The organism is Brevundimonas sp. (assembly GCF_051858995.1).
GTDB lineage: Bacteria > Pseudomonadota > Alphaproteobacteria > Caulobacterales > Caulobacteraceae > Brevundimonas.
In genome coordinates this window covers 181059-197238 of sequence record NZ_JBHYGN010000007.1, presented here as the reverse complement: position 1 = coordinate 197238, position 16180 = coordinate 181059, and the positions used below count along the sequence as shown (strand labels likewise).

The following is a 16180-nucleotide window of genomic DNA, read 5'->3' as shown; positions in this document are numbered from 1 at the left end:
GAATAATGGCCGACGATCTGAACCAGGAAGAAATGCAGCGCCGAGTGGAGGCCTTGCTGGACGGTACGCTGGACACGCGGAATTTGGATCGAATTTTCAGCTGGCTTCGGTTCCGAACGCATGGGCACAGGCTAGTGCGTGATGTCGGCGACTTTGCATTCCATTTTACCGACCGTGATCAGGGAAAAACCGTCGAAGGCGCTCGTCTGATGTCCGATGCCCTTATGACCTTGCCTTGGACGTTCTGGCGGCTCGGTCATATGGCTGCACCATCTGCGTCGGCTGGGGATGTCCGCCGGGCGACTGTTGCTGGGCTTGAGATCAAGACCGATGAATGGTGCCGGGCGCGGTTTCAGATGCCCAAGGTTCGCGCTCAGAAGACTTTGAATGCGGCACTCAAAAAATTAGTTGGTCTCGTGAATGGGACGTTTCAGGTTTCTGAATCTTTACGGCCGCGAGAGCTGCTAGTTATTCGGACTCTTGTGCAAGATGTGCCTGACTATCTATTTTCCGATAAACGGCTTGCGAAGGAGTTTGCAGTCGTTCTCATGCGAAATGGCCTGATCTCAGAGAATAAATTTGATGATGTGGTAGCCTTGGAAGGATTGCTAGGCGTTTTTACGATTGAAAAAATGCACAACAGGCGATTGGCTTTTGGTTCTGGCGAAGCAGTGCCGCTCTATACGTCCCTGTATGACGGAAAACTGGCCATCTTCGGGAGTTTCGTTACGCCTTGGGGTGACGTTGAGGCTCAAGCGGAGTTGCCCGTCTTTGTGACCGATTGCGCCCCGAACTTGTGGTTTGAGAATTTCAAAGCCGACGCTTTGAAGGGCGCGATCGAACTTACCAACGGCAAACTTCGGGCGTTCTGAATACGTCTCTATCGGGAAATGGTGGATGTGACAGGGATTGAACCTGTGACCCCCTCGGTGTGAACGAGGTGCTCTCCCGCTGAGCTACACATCCATCTTTCGGGCCCCGAAGGCCGTTCGCCGTCCGGGGAGGCGCGGACATAGCCTGACCTCCCGGATGGTGCAAGCCTAGATGCCGGAAGCTTTCACCGCATCCGGCGTTTCGGCCTCCGGATCGCCCGGCAGCCAGGCCACGCGCCCGTCGTAGATGTCCTCGTTGAGGATCTTCTCCTCCTTGGCCACCAGCACCGGCACCAGCATCTGGCCGGTCACATTGGTCATGGTCCGCATCATGTCGATGATCCGGTCGATGGCGACGATGTAGCCGATTCCTTCCAGCGGCAGACCGGCGGTGGCCAGGGTCAGGGTCAGCATGACGATGCTGGTGCCCGGCACTCCCGCCGTGCCGAGCGAGCCCAGAACAGCGGTCAGGCCGATCAGGACGTACTGGGTCAGGCTGAGGTCGATCTTGAAATACTGGGCGATGAAAATGGCCGCGATGGCCGGATAGATGGCGCCGCAGCCGTCCATCTTGACGCTGGCGCCCAGCGGCACGGCGAAGGCCGCATAGGCCTGCGGCACGCCCAGGCGCTCGACCGTCTGGCGCAGGGTCACCGGCAGGGTGCCCAGCGAGGACGAGGTGGCGAAGGCCGTCTGCATCGCCGCGAACGCGCCGCGGAAGAAGCTGATCACCTTCAGCCCGTGCAGCTTCAGCAGGCCGGAATAGACGATCAGAATGTGGAACAGGCAGGCCACATAGATGGCGATGATGAACTTGCCGAGCGGCAGCAGCGCCTCCCAGCCGTAGCCGCCGACGACCGAGGCGATCAGGCCGAACACGCCGAAGGGCGTCAGCTGGATCACCCAGCGGGTAATGCGGAAGACGACGGCGGCGCCTTCGTCGACCAGCCGCCGTACGCCCTGCGCCCGGTCGCCCAGCGCCACCAGCGCCGCGCCGACCAGGGCCGAGAAGAAGATGATCTGCAGCACCTTGCCTTCGCTCAGGGCGGCGAAGGGATTGGTCGGGACGATGCCGATCAGCACCTCCAGCGGCGTGGGAATCTCCCGCTCGCGCACCGTGCCCAGCGGCAGGTCGGACAGGCCCATGCCGGGGTTGATGATGTGCGCCACCGCGAAGCCGACCAGCACGGCCAGCAGGGAGGTAATGGCGAACCAGACGATGGTCCGCACCGCCAGCCGCACCGCGCCGACGCCTTCGCCCAGCTTGGCGATGGAGCTGGCGATGGTGAACAGCACCAGCGGCGCAACCACCATGCGGATCAGGTTCAGATAGACGTCGCCGATCGGCCCCAGCCAGGTCTCGGCATTCTGGCCCAGCAGCAGGCCGGCGATGACGCCCAGGACCATGCCCGCGAAGGTGCGGATCCAGAGCGGGGTCGAGAAGAGGCGACGGAGCATGCGAGCGGCCTTGGGGAGGGCAGGGCCGTTCTACATGTTAACGCCGAAGCCGAACCGCAACCGTTTCGGCTGCGATCCGGCGGTGTCGATGATCAGTGGGTTCCATCGTTGAGGATGGAATAGACCTTGGCGTAGTCGCCCCGGGCTTCGGCGCCGCGCAGAAATTTGACCCGCTCGACAAGGATTTCGTCCAGACCGCCCGCTTCGAACAGCGACAGGCTCTCGGCGGTGAAGTCGGCCAGCGGCATGGAGTTGGGGTTCTCCGCATGGCCCGGCATCAGGTCGGTGGCCACGGCCGGCGGCGCCCATTCCAGCACCTTGACCGAGGTGTTCTTCAGCTGGGTCCGCAGCGACTGGCTCCACGAATGAATGGCCGCCTTCGTCGCCGAATAGGTCGGAGTGGCGGCCAGCGGCACGAAGGCCAGACCCGACGACACCGTCACCACGGTCGCCTTCGCCTTTGATTTCAGGTGCGGCAGCAGGGCGGCGGTCAGGCGGATGGGACCCAGCAGATTGATGGCGATGGTCTGCTCGACGATGTCCAGCCCGACCGGTTCGGCGGTCAGATCTTCGGCCTGCATGATCCCGGCGTTGTTGATGACCACGTTCAGGTCCGGGTGGGCGGCGATGACACGGGCGGCGAAGGCCTTCACATCGGCGGCGTCGGCGACGTCCAGCGTCTCGACGGCCATGCCGGGGTTGGCGGCGGCGACCGCTTCCAGCGCATTACGACGGCGACCGGCGATGATGACCTTGGCGCCGCGCGCGTGCATCGCCTCGGCCATGGCCTTGCCGATGCCCGAGCCGCCGCCGGTGATCAGGATGGTGTCGTTACGGGTGTCCATGGGAGTGCTCCGTGATCTGGAAGTCCGATGGGCGATCATCTATAGCTGATACTCTCCATCAGAAAGTAGGCACCGAAACGTGCTGTACTTACCGCCAGGAAAGTCATGGCCGCGCCTGCCGTTCACGCCCATCCGCATCCGAACCATCCGCCGCTCTCGCCCGAGGTGGAGGCGCTGGTCATCGAGGTGATCGGCCGCGTGGCGGACAAATGGACGATGATCGTGCTGGAGGTGCTGATCGAGCACGGCGAGCAGCGCTTCAGCCGGATCGCCGAACTGAGCAATGGCATCAGCCAGAAGATGCTGACCCAGACCCTGCGTCAGATGGAGCGCGACGGGCTGGTCATCCGCACGGTCCATCCAGTCATCCCGCCGCGCGTCGAATACCGGCTGACGGAGATGGGCTTCACCCTGTCGGAGGCCTTCTGCGGCGTCTGGATGTGGGCCGAGGCCAATTTCGACCGCATCGGCAAGGCGCGTCAGGCGTTCGATGCGGCCAAGGCGGCGGGCTGAGCGGCGAACGCCGCAACCAGACTCTCGATTTCGCTGAACCGGTCGATCAGAACCGTGCCGCCCAGTTCTGCGGGCGGGACCGGACTGTAGCCGAAGGTGCAGACGATGCAGGGCATGCCCGGGTCGCGCGCCGCGCCCGTGTCAGGAGCCGCGTCCCCGACCATCACGGCCCTCGCCGGATCGCCGCCCGCCAGCCGTACTGCCTCGATCAGATGCGCGCCTGAGGGTTTGCGGGCGCTGACCTTGTCCGGCCCGACAATGGCCGCGAAATGCCGGGTCAGGTCCAGCTTTTCCAGAAGGATTTCAGACAAGTCCGTCCGCTTGTTTGTCGCCACACACAGGATGGCGCCGCGCACCGCCAGCCGTTCAAGCGTCTCCACCACGCCGTCGAACGGGCGCGAATGGTCAGCGATGTGCGCGACGTAGTCGGCCAGGAATTCCTCGAACACGGCCGGGGCGTGCGCCTCTTCCCAGGTCGCGCCCGCGCGCTCGAAACCATGCTGCAGCATCGGTCGCGCTCCGCCGCCGATCAGGGCCGCCGCACTGTCCATCGGCGCCTCGGGGAGGCCGTGCTTCACCAGCATCCGGTTCAGCGTCCCGACCAGATCGCGATGGGTTTCGACCAGCGTCCCGTCCAGGTCAAAGGCGACGGTCCAGCCCTCGAGGTCGCGCGTCGTCATGGGTCTGTCTCCCGTCGCCGGTTCGGATGGTCTAAACCTTGGGTCTGACTATCGACCGGACCGATTCATGACCACCCAGACCGAATCGACAGCCCCTGAATCCAGGGCCGCCATTATCCTCGCCGCCGGGCAGGGGACGCGGATGAAATCGCCGCTGCCCAAGGTGCTGCACCCGGTCGGCGGCCGCGCCATGCTGGACCACGCCATCGATGCCGCGGAAGCCTTGGGCTGCGAGCGCATCGTGGTGGTCGTCGGCGCCCACTCGCCGGACGTGCGTGCGCATGTGGTCAAGCGGCTGGGCGAGGACGCCATCGCCGTTCAGGACCCGCCGCTGGGCACCGGCCACGCTGTCCGCGCCGCCGAGACCGTGCTGGGCGATTTCAAGGGCCAGGTAGTCATCACCTACGGCGACGTGCCCCTGCTGCGCGCCTCGGACATCGACCCGGTCTTCGGTGAAAGCGAAGGCGTCCGGGTCATCGGCTTCGAGGCACGCGATCCCGGCGCCTACGGCCGACTGGTCATGGACGGCGAGACCCTGACCGCCATCACCGAGGCCAAGGAGGCGTCGGCCGAGGTGCTGGCCATCACCACCTGCAACTCCGGCGTCATGGCCGCGCCGGTCGGCCTGTTGTTCGAACTGCTGGGCGAGGTGAAGAACGACAACGCCAAGGGCGAATACTATCTGACCGACGTCGTCGAACTGGCCCGCAGGCGCGGCGCTCCGACCCGCGCCGTCATGGCGTCGGAAGACTCGGTCATGGGCGTCAACGCTCAGTCCGAACTGGCGGTCGCCGAAGCCCTGTTCCAGAAGGTCCAGCGCGAGACCTTCATGGCCGCCGGGGTCACCATGCCCGCCCCCGAGACCGTCCACTTCTCGTGGGACACCGAGGTCGGCGGCGGCGCGACGATCGAGCCCTATGTCGTCTTCGGCCCCGGCGCGAAAATCGCCGGCGGCGCACGCATCCGCAGCTTCAGCCATGTCGAGGGCGCGGCGGTCGCCGGCGGCGCCGAGGTCGGCCCCTATGCCCGCCTGCGTCCGGGCGCCAGGCTGGCTGAGGGTGTGAAGATCGGAAACTTCGTCGAGGTGAAGAACGTCTCGATGGCCGCGGGCGCCAAGGCCAACCATCTGGCCTATCTCGGCGACGGCGAGGTGGGAGCCAAGGCCAACATCGGCGCCGGGACGATTTTCTGTAACTACGACGGCTTCTTCAAACACCGCACCGTGGTGGGCGAGGGCGCCTTCGTCGGCTCGAACAGCGCGCTGGTTGCGCCCGTCACCATCGGGGCGGGCGCCATGGTGGGCTCCGGCTCGGTGATCACGAGCGACGTGGCTCCCGGCGACCTCGGCCTCGCCCGCGCCCCGCAGACCGCCAAGACCGGCTGGGCGGCGAAATTCATGGAGATGATGCGCGCGAAGAAGGCGCGAGGGTAGGGGCAAGGCTTTCCCGCACGGTCCCGGACCGATAAAGCCCGCGCTGTCCGCGCGAATCCCCAGCCAGCGAGCCGCCCATGTCCGATCTCCAGAAGAAGAACGCCGGCGAGGCCGCCGCCCTGCGGGTGGAGCCGGGCATGGTCGTGGGCCTCGGCACCGGCTCGACGGCGGCCTGGTTCGTCAAGGCGCTGGCGGCGCGCAAGCTGGAAGGCCTGCGTTGCGTGCCGACGTCGGAAGCCACCGCCGAACTGGCGCGCGAGCTGGGCCTGACCCTGTCGACGCTCGAGGACACGCCGCGCATCGACCTGACCGTCGACGGCGCCGATGAGGTCGGTCCCGGTCTGGCCCTGATCAAGGGTGGCGGCGCGGCCCTGCTGCGCGAGAAGCTGGTGTGGGAGGCCTCGGCCCGCTGCATTTGCATCGCCGACACGGCCAAGGTGGTGACGGTGCTGGGCCAGTTCCCCCTGCCGATCGAGGTCGTCGCCTTCGGTCACAAGACGACCGGAAACCGCATCGCCGACGTGCTGATCGACCACGAGATCGAAATGCCCGCCCGCGCCCGCACCGCCGAGCGCGGTCTGGTGCGCACCGACGGCGGCAATCTGATCTACGACGCGAAGTGCGCCGCCATCCACGATCCCGTCCGTCTCGCCGACGATCTGAAGCTGATCACCGGCGTGGTCGAGCATGGCCTGTTCCTGGACCTCGCCGACGAAGCCATCATCGGCACGGACGATGGGGTGGAAGTCCTCCACCCCTGAGGGCCTACTCCTCAGTCGCCTGACCCGCCCGCGCATGGGCGCGCCGGATCGAAAGCTCGAGCTGGCGGCGGGCCGAGGAACGAATGCGGTCGTCCTGCTCGGACTGATAGAGTCCCTGCAGATAGGCCCGGTCCCATCCGGTCAGGGTGTCGACGGTCTCCGGCTCCTCGAACACATTCAGGATGGAGGCGTAGGTCCCGGTGTCCGCGTCCGGGTCGATCTGGGCCAGCGACACCATGGCGATGTAGTCGGCCAGTTGCAGCGCTGACAGACCGCTGACCTCATCGACGTCCACGATCACGATGGTGTGGATGAGGTTGTCGACGATCTCGGTATTCAGACGCGAGGCGGACGAGATGCTGATCACCGGCGCGTAAGCAGCGAAGTTGAATTCGGCCTGGGCGCAGGCGGGCATTTCGCAGTCGCCGGGCAGGCGTACGGCGCGGGCGCCGGTCTGGGAATCGACCGGCATGCTAACCTGCCACCAGCGGACCGGCCGGTTCGTCTGCTGGAAGCCGGCGAGCGCGAGCCGGCCCCTGTCCATGCCGGTCCCGCCCATCCGGAAAACTCGGGTGCTGTCCTCAACCATCTCGCGCGCCGCGGCCTCATCATCGGCGGTGGCGACCACCAGGATATTGGGGCGACAGCCTGGCGCGCCCGGCTCCAGCCCCACGTCCTCAGCCACGGTGGAGATACGATCCACCAGATATTGGGCGACTTCCGGTCGCAGATTGGCCACCCCGACGCAGATGCGCTGGTTCCAGCGCGCCAGGCCCCGGCCCCGGTTGGGCGCGGCGACCTGATCCACGAAGCGGGAGATCAACTGATCCAGTTCGCGACCGCTGACGACCACGTCCTCCAGCTGGGTCGGGGCCGGATCTTGCGCGGATGGCGGAACCTGGGCGGTAGCCAGCAGGGCGGCGGCCAGGAATTCCATCATCTGATGATCTCACCTCCAGGGCAGGCGCTAGTTGGCGTCGGTCTGGTCGCCGTCCGCTCGCATCCGGGCGTGTTCAGCGCGGATGGAGCGCACGATGGCGCGACGATCCGAGGCCACACGCACCCGATTGCGCTCGGCTTCATAGAGGCCTCGCAGATAGGTCAGGTCCCAGTTGGTCAGGCTGTCAGCCGCCTCCGGGTCTTCCACGACGTTCAGGATCGAGGCGTAACGGCTAGTGTCGGCGTCCGGATCGATCTGGGCCAGCGACACCATGGCGATATAGTCGGCCAACTGAAGGATCGAGAGATCCGAAACCTTGGTGGCGTCGATAATCACCACCATGCGTTGGATGTCGTTGACCAACTGAGTGCTCAGGCGGGACGCGGAGAAGATCGACACGCTCGGCACCTCGTGATCGATGGTCTGGCACGGGGGGCGGCACTCGCCGGGGATGCGCTGGGCGCGTTGGCCGGTCTGGCTGTCGATCAGCATGGTTTGCTGCCACCAGCGGACCGGGCGCTCTGTTTCCTGGAAATCGCGCAGCGCGGTCAGACCCCTGTCCGTCCCGCCGGCGCCCAGACGGAAACGGCTGCGCCGCTCTCGCACCATGGCTTGGGCCACAGCCGAGGCCTCGTCGGTCGCCACGATCAGCAGGTTCGGGCGGCAGCCCGGCGCGCCCTTGCGCAGGCCCAGATCCTCGGCGACTGTCGAGATGCGATCGACCAGATACTGGGCGGCCTCGCCCTTCAGATTGGCCACGCCGACGCAGAAATTCCCGCGCCAGCGCGCCAGGCCCCGGTTCGGATTGGGCTCGGCGACCTCGGTCACGAAGTCGTCGATGAGTGTTTCCAGTGATCGACCGGTGACCGTGACGTCCTCCAGCGCGACCGGCGCTTCGATCGTGGGGTCCTGAGCAGGCGGAACCTGCTGCGGCGCGGCCTGCGGAGAGACCGTCAGAAGGGCGGCGGCGAGGGCGGCGACGAACATCATGAACCCCTTTTCAATGAACAGCCTGGGGACGCTACCAACCAATGTTCTGCACGGTCAACGCGTGGCGCGTGCTCGGCGCGGCGTCACGCCGTGGGTTGGATTTCCGTCAGGGCGGTCTACATCCAGACCCTCAACCGCGCCGCTTTCGGATCGATCATGACCACTTACGACTACGACCTCTTCGTCATCGGCGCCGGATCGGGCGGGGTGCGGGCGGCGCGGCTGACCTCGCTGGGCGGCAAGCGGGTGGCCATCGCGGAGGAGTATCGCGTCGGCGGCACCTGCGTGATCCAGGGCTGCGTGCCCAAGAAATTCATGGTCATGGCGTCCGAGGTCAGCCACGGCCTGCATATCGCCGAGGGCTATGGCTGGTCCTTCGACAACGCTGAATTCGACTGGCCGACCTTCCTTGAGGCCAAGGATGTCGAGATCGCGCGCCTGTCCGGCATCTATGCCGCCAACCTCGGCAAGGCGGGCGTCGATCTGGTTCACGGTCGAGCCGTGTTCAAGGACGCCCACACCGTCCAGATCCTGAAGAAGGATGGATCGGTGGATCGCGAGATCACCGCCGACAAGATCCTGATCGCCACCGGCGGCCGTCCGTGGGTGCCGGAGGACATGCCGGGCATCGAGCACGCCATCACCTCGGAGCAGGCCTTCCACCTGCCGGAACTGCCCAAGCGCATCCTGATCGCGGGCGGCGGCTATATCGCGGTGGAGTTTGCCGGCATCTTCGCCGGGCTGGGCGTCGAGACGACCCTGATCTATCGCGGCCCCAACATCCTGCGCGGTTTCGACGACGACGTCCGCGCCCACCTGGCGGGGGAGATCGAGAAGCGGGGCATCAAGGTCATCCTCGGCTGCCAGCACGAAGCCATCGAGAAGACCGACACCGGTCTGGTGAACCGTCTTGAGAACGGCATGGTCATCGAGACCGATGTCATCATGTTCGCCACCGGTCGCATTCCCTATGTGAAGGGGCTGGGTCTCGAGAAGGCAGGCGTCGAGCTGACGGAGCAGGGGGCCATCAAGGTCGACGGCTTCTCCAGGACCAACATCGACAACATCTGGGCCATCGGCGACGTCACCGACCGGATGAACCTGACCCCGGTCGCCATCCGCGAGGCGGTCGCCTTCCACCAGACGGTGTTCAAGGACAATCCGCAGGCCTTCGACTACGAGGCCGTCGCCACCGCCGTGTTCAGCCAGCCGCCGGTCGGCGTGGTTGGGCTGACTGAGAACGAGGCCCGCCACTCCTGCCCCGGCGAGGTCGATGTCTACCTGACCCGCTTCCGCCCGATGAAATACGCCTTCACTGGCTCGGACGAGAGAGTGCTGATGAAGCTGGTCGTTGACGCCACCAGCCAGAAGGTGGTCGGCGTCCACATCGTCGGTCCGGAGGCGCCGGAGATGATCCAGTTGGCCGCCATCGCCGTGAAGGCCGGCCTGACCAAGGCCCAGTGGGACGCCACCTGCGCCGTCCACCCGACCATGGCCGAGGAACTGGTGACGCTGCGCGAGAAGCAGCACCCGGGCAACATGTCGGCGGGCTAGAAGGAAGTGACTAGTGGCGAGTTGAGCGCCGCCGCACGGTCGATGGCGGAAGGGCGGCGCGGACCGTAACGTCGCAGGGCGTTGGCCAGCCACTCGCCACTCGCCACTAGCCACTCCTTGTACCGGTGCTTTCCGGTTCACAAGGAGCATTTCAGCCAACACGCCGCGTTGTCCCGCCCGATCCATCGGCCTATCTTGGCGGCATGAGTACTCGTTGGACGCCAGAAAGCTGGAGACAGAAACCCGTCGTGCAGATGCCGACGGACTATCCCGACATGGCTGCATTGCACCGTGTCGAAGATGAACTGCGGGCCATGCCCCCGCTCGTTTTCGCGGGCGAGGCGCGGCGTCTGACGTCCAAGCTGGCCGAGGTCGAGGCGGGCAACGCCTTCCTGCTGCAGGGCGGCGACTGCGCCGAGAGCTTCAAGGAGTTCTCGACCGACAATATCCGCGACACCTTCCGGCTGATCCTGCAGATGGCCGTGGTCCTGACCTTCGCCGGCCGCAAGCCCGTGGTGAAGGTCGGCCGCATCGCCGGCCAGTTCGCCAAGCCCCGCTCCTCGGGCGTCGAAAACATCGACGGCGTCGAGCTGCCCAGCTACCGCGGCGACATCATCAACGGCATGGGCTTCACGCCGGAAGAGCGGGTGCCCGATCCCCAGCGCCTGCTGAAGGCCTACAACCAGTCGGCCTCGACGCTGAATCTGCTGCGCGCCTTCGCCGGCGGCGGCTACGCCGACCTCTACAACATCCACCGCTGGACCCTGGGCTTCGCGGGCGACAATCCCGCCGGTCACCAGTACCGCGAGCTGGCCGACAAGATCACCGAGGCCCTGGCTTTCATGGAGGCCGTCGGCGTAACGCCCGAGACCCATCCGGACCTCAGCCGCGTCGAGGTCTTCACCTCGCACGAGGCCCTGCTGCTGAACGTCGAAAGCGCGCTGACGCGCTTGGACGGCGGCTCCGGCGAATGGTTCGACACCTCGGCCCACATGCTGTGGATCGGCGAGCGCACCCGTCAGCTGGACGGCGCCCACGTCGAGTTCATGAAGGGGATCAAGAATCCCATCGGGGTGAAGTGTGGCCCGACCATGGAGCCGGACGACCTGCTGCCGCTGATCGACGCCCTGAACCCGGACAACACGCCGGGCCGCCTGACCCTGATCGGCCGCTTCGGCCACGACAAGGTCGGCAAGCGCCTGCCGGGCCTGATGAAGGCGGTCAAGGACGCGGGCAAGCGCGTCATCTGGTCGATCGACCCGATGCACGGCAACACGCTAAAGGCCGACAACGGCTACAAGACCCGGCCCTTCGACCGGATCATGACCGAGGTCCGCACCTTCATTGACGTGGCCGAGGCCGAGGGCGTCCACCCCGGCGGCGTGCACCTCGAGATGACCGGCCAGAACGTCACGGAATGCCTGGGCGGGGCGCAGGCCTTGACCGAGGACGACCTGTCCAGCCGCTACCACACTCACTGCGACCCGCGTCTCAACGCCGATCAGGCGCTGGAGCTGGCCTTCCTCGTCGCCGAACGCCTCAAGTCCGGGCGTCAGTCGCGGTCCAAGGCGGCCTGATCCGATGGAAGGCGTCGGTCGCCCCGAGAACGCTGCCGCCCCCGGTCGCTGCGGCTATCAGGGCGCGCCCGGCGCCTTCAGCCATGAGGCCTGCGTCGACCTGCGTCCGTGGGACGAGGCCGTGGCCTATGAGACGTTCGCCGAGGTCATCGACGCCCTGAAGGCGGGCCAGATCGGCGCGGCCCTGATCCCGGTCGAGAACTCGACCATCGGTCGGGTCGAGCCCGCCGCCACCCTGATCGAGCAGTCTGGCCTGACCGTTGTGTCCGAGGTCTGGCGTCCGATCCGTCTGGCCCTGATGGCCCCGCACGGCGCCAGCCTTCGCACGGTGAAGACCGCTGAGAGCCATCCCGTCGCCCTGCGCCAGTGCCCGCAATCGCTGGCCGCCCTGGGGGTCGCCGCCGTCGAGGCCTTCGACACGGCGGGCGCCGCCCGGGCCGTCGCTGAGGCCGACGACCTGACCCGTGCGGCCGTCGCTCCGGCCCGCGCGGCCGAGGTCTATGACCTGTCGATTCTGCGCAACGACATCCAGGATTCTAGCGACAACCGCACGCGTTTCGTCCTGCTCAGCGGCGGAATCGCTTGACCGCGCACGATTGTTGCGGCTTTTGAGGCTCATGGTCCGTTCGCAAGCCACCGCTGCGACTTCTTTCGCCCGCTTCACCGCGGCCGCGGACCTGTATTTCTACGGCTTTCGATACGCCGGCTGAGGCGTCAGGCGCCGCGTCCTGACGGCCTCGCCGGCGACCGCCCCGTTAGGGGCGGCGGCTCGCAAAAGCTTCATGCCGTATCGAAATCGAAAGTCTCTTTCCCGTGTCCCAATCGAATACCCTTCAGCAGGTCTGGCCGCATCCGATGACCAACCCGGCGGACCTGTCGCCTGAACACATGGCCCTGGCCGCCCTGCGTCATGAGATCGACCTGCTGGACGACGAACTGCTGGCCCTGTTCGAGCGCCGCCTCGCCATCGCCGCCCGCGTCGGCAAGGCCAAGGACGCCCCGGCCGGTCCGCACGTCAAGCTGCGCCCGGACCGCGAGAAGGCGGTGCTGGATCGCCTCATCGCCAACGCTGATCCCGACAACCGCGAGGCGGTCGAAAGCCTGTGGCGCCAGATCGTCGGCTGGGGTCTGGCCCGTCAGGGACGGATGCAGGTGCAGGTCTGGTCGCCCATCGAGCCGACCCGCGCCTTCGACGGCGCCCGCCTGCGCTTCGGCGCCGCCGCCGACATGCGCGCCGTCCGTGATCCGCAGGCTGCGCTCAAATGGGCCGCCGAGGGCAACGGCGTCGCGGTTCTGGCCATCAACACCGAGGACGCCTGGTGGACAGGCCTGCGTCGCGAGTGGACGGGCCTGAGCGTCTTCGACGGCTTCGGCGGCGACATCCCGACCGCCCTGGCCGTCGGCAAGATCGATCCCGCCGCCCTGCCGAACGGCCGTCGCGTCATCGTCGACGTCGGCGGTGATGCGGGCGACGGCGGCGGGATCCGCCGCCAAGGCCTCGCCACCCATCACGGCTGGACCCTGTCCCTGACCGACGCGAAGCTGAGCGTCGGCGGCGCGGAAGGCTGCGTGGGCGCGGTCGGCTAGACCGCCATATTATCGATCAGTCGCGTCCGCCCGATCTTCGCCGCCGCGAGGATGCGGGCGGGGGCGTCCAGCCCGCCGTCGAACACCGACAGGTCTTCCGCCCTACGGATGGCGACGTAGTCCACGCTGTCGAAGCCCGCGGCCTTCAGCGCGCCTTCGGCCCATTGCTCGGCCTCGGCGACGGAGCCGTCACGTGCCCTGATCCCGGCCTCCGCCAGCACGCCATTCAGCTTGCGGGCGGTCTCCAGCTCGGCCTCGGACAGGTAGGCGTTGCGCGAGGACAGGGCCAGGCCGTGGCCATCGCGGGCGGTCGGAAGGCCGACGATCTCGACCGGCATGTCCAGGTCCCGCACCATGCGACGAACGACCATCAGCTGCTGCCAGTCTTTCTCACCGAAGACGGCCAGATCGGGCTGGACCTGATGCAGCAGCTTGGACACCACCAGCGCCACCCCGCCGAACATCTGCGGGCGGAAGGCGCCCTCCAGCCCCTCGGCGGGGGCGCCGACGCTGATCGTTGTGGTCACCCCGCCCGGATACATCTCCACCACCGCCGGGGCGTACAGCAGGTCGCAGCCCGCGCCGGCCAGCAGTTCGGCGTCGCGGCCTTCCTGACGCGGATAGGCGTCCAGATCCTCGGTCGGGGCGAACTGGGTCGGGTTGACGAAGACGCTGGTCACCACCTTGTCCGCCCGCCGCTTCGCCTCGCGCACCAGGGACAGGTGACCTTCGTGCAACGCCCCCATGGTCGGAACGAAGCCGACGGTGAACCCTTGGCGCCGCCAACCGCTTACGATCTCGCGCAGGTCGGCGATGGTGCGGGCGGCGGGCAGGGGAAGGGCATCGGCCATGGTGAACGTATTAACCTTCCGCGTTAGGCGTGTCTGTGAACCGTGCGGCAAAACCTGCCGGGGTAGGTGTGGCTTATGACGCCGAGCCTCCTGATCCGTCCAGTGCTGGCCTTGTTCCTGACCGCGGGGCTCAGCGCCTGCGGCATGGTCGACAGCGACCCGCATCGTTTCGAGTCCCTCGCCAACCGCATCGCCTCCGTGCCGCTGGACGGCTCCGAGCCCGCGCCGCGCCCTGAGGGTCGCGCCGAGAAGCCGATCCGCGCCGCCGAAGCGGGCCTGCGTCCGGCGTTGAAGGTCGAGGTCATGGAGGACATGGCGCTGTGGGACGCCCGCTACGGCGCCATGGGTGATGTCGCCGAGGCCGTGGCGCCCGCCGTGGTCGAGGCCGCCGCCACCGAGACCAGGACCCGCGTTCAGCAGGCCGTCGCTCGCGGGGAACTGCGCTCCGCCATCACCCCGGAACGCCCGATCGCTGTGGCTGCTACCGCGCCTCGCGCCGCCCAGCCTTCGCGCGGCCTCGTGCAACTGGGCGCCTTCTCCAGCGAGCAATCGGCCCGCGCCGCCTGGACCCGGCTGAAGTCCGGCGCCGCTGGCTGGGCGCTGGAAGGCCTGTCCCCGACCTTCGAGGCCGTCTCGGTCAACGGCCGCGACCTGGTCCGGCTCAAGGTGCGCGCCCCCGCCGCCGGAGCCGCCGCCCTGTGCGCCGCCGCCGGGGTGGATGATCCCTGGTGCCGCCGCTCGGCCTGACCGGCGCATCCACAGTCCTGATCTTCCCGTTCGTTGACGGGCGGTGCGGGTAGGCCAATTCTGCCTACCTACGGGCCCGCCTGAGTCGGCGGCCGCTTCGGGATTGAACTCCATGACTGACCCCACGGTCATCGTCGTCGGCAACGAAAAGGGCGGGGCGGGCAAGTCCACGCTCGCCATCCACATCGTCGCCGGTCTGCTCCACGCCGGTAAGCGCGTGGCCATTATCGATCTGGACCTGCGCCAGCGCTCGATGGCCCGCTTCTTCGCCAACCGCGCCGCCTGGATGCAGGCCAACGGCCACAGTCTGCTGATGCCGACCGAGCCCGACATGGGCGACGGCAAGGCGCTGGCCAAGGCTGACGAGGCCGAACAACTGACTCGTTTCGAGGCCGCCTTCGCCGAGGCCCGGAATACCGCCGACGTCATCCTGATCGACACCCCGGGCGGCGACACCGTCCTGTCGCGGATGGCCCACGGGTTGGCGGACCAGATCGTCACCCCGATGAACGACAGCTTCGTCGATTTCGACCTGCTGGGGCAGGTCGATCCGGTGACGCTGGAGCTGATCAAGCCCTCCATCTATTCGGAGAGCGTCTGGGAGGCCCGCAAGCATCGGGCGATCACCCAGGGGCGCAACGCCACCATCGACTGGATCGTGGTCACCAACCGCCTGGCCGTCGCCGAGGCCCGTAACCGCCGCCGTCTGGAAGAGCGGATGCAGAAGCTGGCCAAGCGCGTCGGCTTCCGCATGGGGCCGGGCCTGCGCGACCGGGTCATCTATCGCGAGCTGTTCCCCTTCGGCCTGACCGTCGCCGACCTGTCCAACGAGGTGCGCCCCGTGGCCGTGTCGCTGGCCCATGTCGCCGCCCGGCAGGAGCTGCGCAATCTGATGCAGGCGCTGGGCCTTGAGGGCGGGTCGCTCGACAATCCGCTCGACGCCGCCGCTTGAGCCCGCTCTGGCTGGTCTTGGCGGCTATCGCCGTTTGGACCCTGATCCGTCTGGGCCGTCAGGGTGAGCGGGCCGGCCGGGGCCACTGGCGCATCACCGCCACCGTGTTCGCGGCCGTCATGGTCGCCGGCGGGGTGCTGGCGCTCAGCAAGGGCGCGTGGCTGTTCGGCGGCGGGCTGATCGGGGCTGGGCTCTGGCTGATCGTGTCCTCGCGCCAACGGACCGTGGCCCCCCGCGCCGAGGGCATGACCGACAGCGAGGCCCGGGCCATCCTCGGCGTTTCGGCCGACGCCTCCAGAGCGCAGATCAACACCGCCTGGAAGAAGGTGATGGCCCGCGCCCACCCGGACACCGGCGGCACCGAAGGTCTGGCCGCGCGGGTCAACGCCGCGCGGGACCACCTGCTGAAGCGGTAGGAGAG

Annotated in this window: 17 protein-coding genes and 1 tRNA gene; 11 read left to right on the top strand and 7 right to left on the bottom strand. The window is 67.2% G+C overall.

Annotated features, from left to right (window positions below; translation table 11 throughout):
- Positions 1–5: 5 nt before the first annotated feature.
- Positions 6–872 carry a hypothetical protein gene (locus ACTIEF_RS05700; RefSeq protein ID WP_439471219.1) on the top strand — a complete coding sequence of 289 codons (867 nt, stop codon included), beginning with the start codon at positions 6–8 and terminating at the stop codon, positions 870–872.
- Between the two features lie 19 nt (positions 873–891).
- On the opposite strand, the gene ACTIEF_RS05695 is transcribed toward ACTIEF_RS05700, so the two are convergent.
- The 3 genes from ACTIEF_RS05695 to ACTIEF_RS05685 all read right to left on the bottom strand — a co-directional run bounded on the left by ACTIEF_RS05695 (position 892) and on the right by ACTIEF_RS05685 (position 3175).
- Positions 892–966: transfer RNA gene (locus ACTIEF_RS05695), tRNA-Val, on the bottom strand.
- A gap of 74 nt (positions 967–1040) precedes the next feature.
- Positions 1041–2330 (bottom strand): dicarboxylate/amino acid:cation symporter, encoded by a 1290-nt coding sequence (locus ACTIEF_RS05690; protein WP_439471218.1) that lies wholly within the window; start codon positions 2328–2330, stop codon positions 1041–1043.
- A 92-nt stretch (positions 2331–2422) separates the two neighbouring features.
- Positions 2423–3175, bottom strand: a complete 753-nt coding sequence (locus ACTIEF_RS05685; RefSeq protein WP_439471217.1) for an SDR family oxidoreductase — start codon at positions 3173–3175, stop codon at positions 2423–2425.
- Positions 3176–3280: 105 nt separating this feature from the next.
- Between ACTIEF_RS05685 and ACTIEF_RS05680 the strand changes: the two genes are divergently transcribed.
- Positions 3281–3688: a winged helix-turn-helix transcriptional regulator gene (locus ACTIEF_RS05680; protein ID WP_439471216.1), complete on the top strand. Its 408-nt coding sequence runs from the start codon at positions 3281–3283 to the stop codon at positions 3686–3688.
- Here ACTIEF_RS05680 and ACTIEF_RS05675 read toward each other — a convergent pair.
- Positions 3655–4368 carry an HAD hydrolase-like protein gene (locus ACTIEF_RS05675; RefSeq protein WP_439471215.1) on the bottom strand — a complete coding sequence of 238 codons (714 nt, stop codon included), beginning with the start codon at positions 4366–4368 and terminating at the stop codon, positions 3655–3657. The genes ACTIEF_RS05680 and ACTIEF_RS05675 overlap by 34 nt on opposite strands.
- 67 nt (positions 4369–4435) lie before the next feature.
- Between ACTIEF_RS05675 and glmU the strand changes: the two genes are divergently transcribed.
- Both glmU and rpiA read left to right on the top strand, forming a co-directional pair.
- Positions 4436–5800 carry a bifunctional UDP-N-acetylglucosamine diphosphorylase/glucosamine-1-phosphate N-acetyltransferase GlmU gene (gene glmU, locus ACTIEF_RS05670; protein WP_439471214.1) on the top strand — a complete coding sequence of 455 codons (1365 nt, stop codon included), beginning with the start codon at positions 4436–4438 and terminating at the stop codon, positions 5798–5800.
- A gap of 77 nt (positions 5801–5877) precedes the next feature.
- On the top strand, positions 5878–6561 hold the full coding sequence (gene rpiA, locus ACTIEF_RS05665) for a ribose-5-phosphate isomerase RpiA (protein ID WP_439471213.1): 684 nt from the start codon (positions 5878–5880) through the stop codon (positions 6559–6561).
- A gap of 4 nt (positions 6562–6565) precedes the next feature.
- On the opposite strand, the gene ACTIEF_RS05660 is transcribed toward rpiA, so the two are convergent.
- Entirely contained in the window at positions 6566–7501 is a 936-nt protein-coding gene (locus tag ACTIEF_RS05660) for a hypothetical protein (protein ID WP_439471212.1), read from the bottom strand.
- Between the two features lie 27 nt (positions 7502–7528).
- Positions 7529–8491: a hypothetical protein gene (locus ACTIEF_RS05655; protein WP_439471211.1), complete on the bottom strand. Its 963-nt coding sequence runs from the start codon at positions 8489–8491 to the stop codon at positions 7529–7531.
- 156 nt (positions 8492–8647) lie between these two features.
- Here ACTIEF_RS05655 and gor point away from each other — a divergent pair, with 156 nt between their 5' ends.
- The 4 genes from gor (at position 8648) to ACTIEF_RS05635 (ending at position 13209) form a co-directional block, all read left to right on the top strand.
- A complete protein-coding gene (gene gor, locus ACTIEF_RS05650; protein ID WP_439471210.1) occupies positions 8648–10045 on the top strand; it encodes a glutathione-disulfide reductase in 1398 nt (465 codons plus the stop codon).
- 203 nt (positions 10046–10248) lie between these two features.
- The gene (locus ACTIEF_RS05645; protein ID WP_439471209.1) at positions 10249–11622 is read left to right on the top strand and encodes a class II 3-deoxy-7-phosphoheptulonate synthase; all 1374 of its coding nucleotides are present in this window, start codon (positions 10249–10251) and stop codon (positions 11620–11622) included.
- Between the two features lie 4 nt (positions 11623–11626).
- A complete protein-coding gene (locus tag ACTIEF_RS05640; protein ID WP_439471208.1) occupies positions 11627–12208 on the top strand; it encodes a prephenate dehydratase domain-containing protein in 582 nt (193 codons plus the stop codon).
- 227 nt (positions 12209–12435) lie between these two features.
- Complete coding sequence (locus tag ACTIEF_RS05635; RefSeq protein ID WP_439471207.1) at positions 12436–13209, top strand: chorismate mutase; 774 nt, start codon at positions 12436–12438, stop codon at positions 13207–13209.
- On the opposite strand, the gene panC is transcribed toward ACTIEF_RS05635, so the two are convergent.
- On the bottom strand, positions 13206–14060 hold the full coding sequence (panC, locus tag ACTIEF_RS05630) for a pantoate--beta-alanine ligase (protein ID WP_439471206.1): 855 nt from the start codon (positions 14058–14060) through the stop codon (positions 13206–13208). The genes ACTIEF_RS05635 and panC overlap by 4 nt on opposite strands.
- Before the next feature lie 75 nt (positions 14061–14135).
- On the opposite strand from panC, the gene ACTIEF_RS05625 reads away from it, so the two are divergent.
- The 3 genes from ACTIEF_RS05625 (at position 14136) to ACTIEF_RS05615 (ending at position 16175) form a co-directional block, all read left to right on the top strand.
- Positions 14136–14807 carry an SPOR domain-containing protein gene (locus ACTIEF_RS05625; RefSeq protein ID WP_439471205.1) on the top strand — a complete coding sequence of 224 codons (672 nt, stop codon included), beginning with the start codon at positions 14136–14138 and terminating at the stop codon, positions 14805–14807.
- Between the two features lie 112 nt (positions 14808–14919).
- Positions 14920–15759, top strand: coding sequence for a division plane positioning ATPase MipZ (locus ACTIEF_RS05620; RefSeq protein WP_439471204.1), 840 nt, complete (start codon positions 14920–14922; stop codon positions 15757–15759).
- The gene (locus ACTIEF_RS05615) at positions 15756–16175 is read left to right on the top strand and encodes a molecular chaperone DnaJ (RefSeq protein ID WP_439471203.1); all 420 of its coding nucleotides are present in this window, start codon (positions 15756–15758) and stop codon (positions 16173–16175) included. Before ACTIEF_RS05620 ends, ACTIEF_RS05615 begins: the two co-directional genes overlap by 4 nt.
- The last annotated feature ends 5 nt before the right edge of the window (positions 16176–16180 follow it).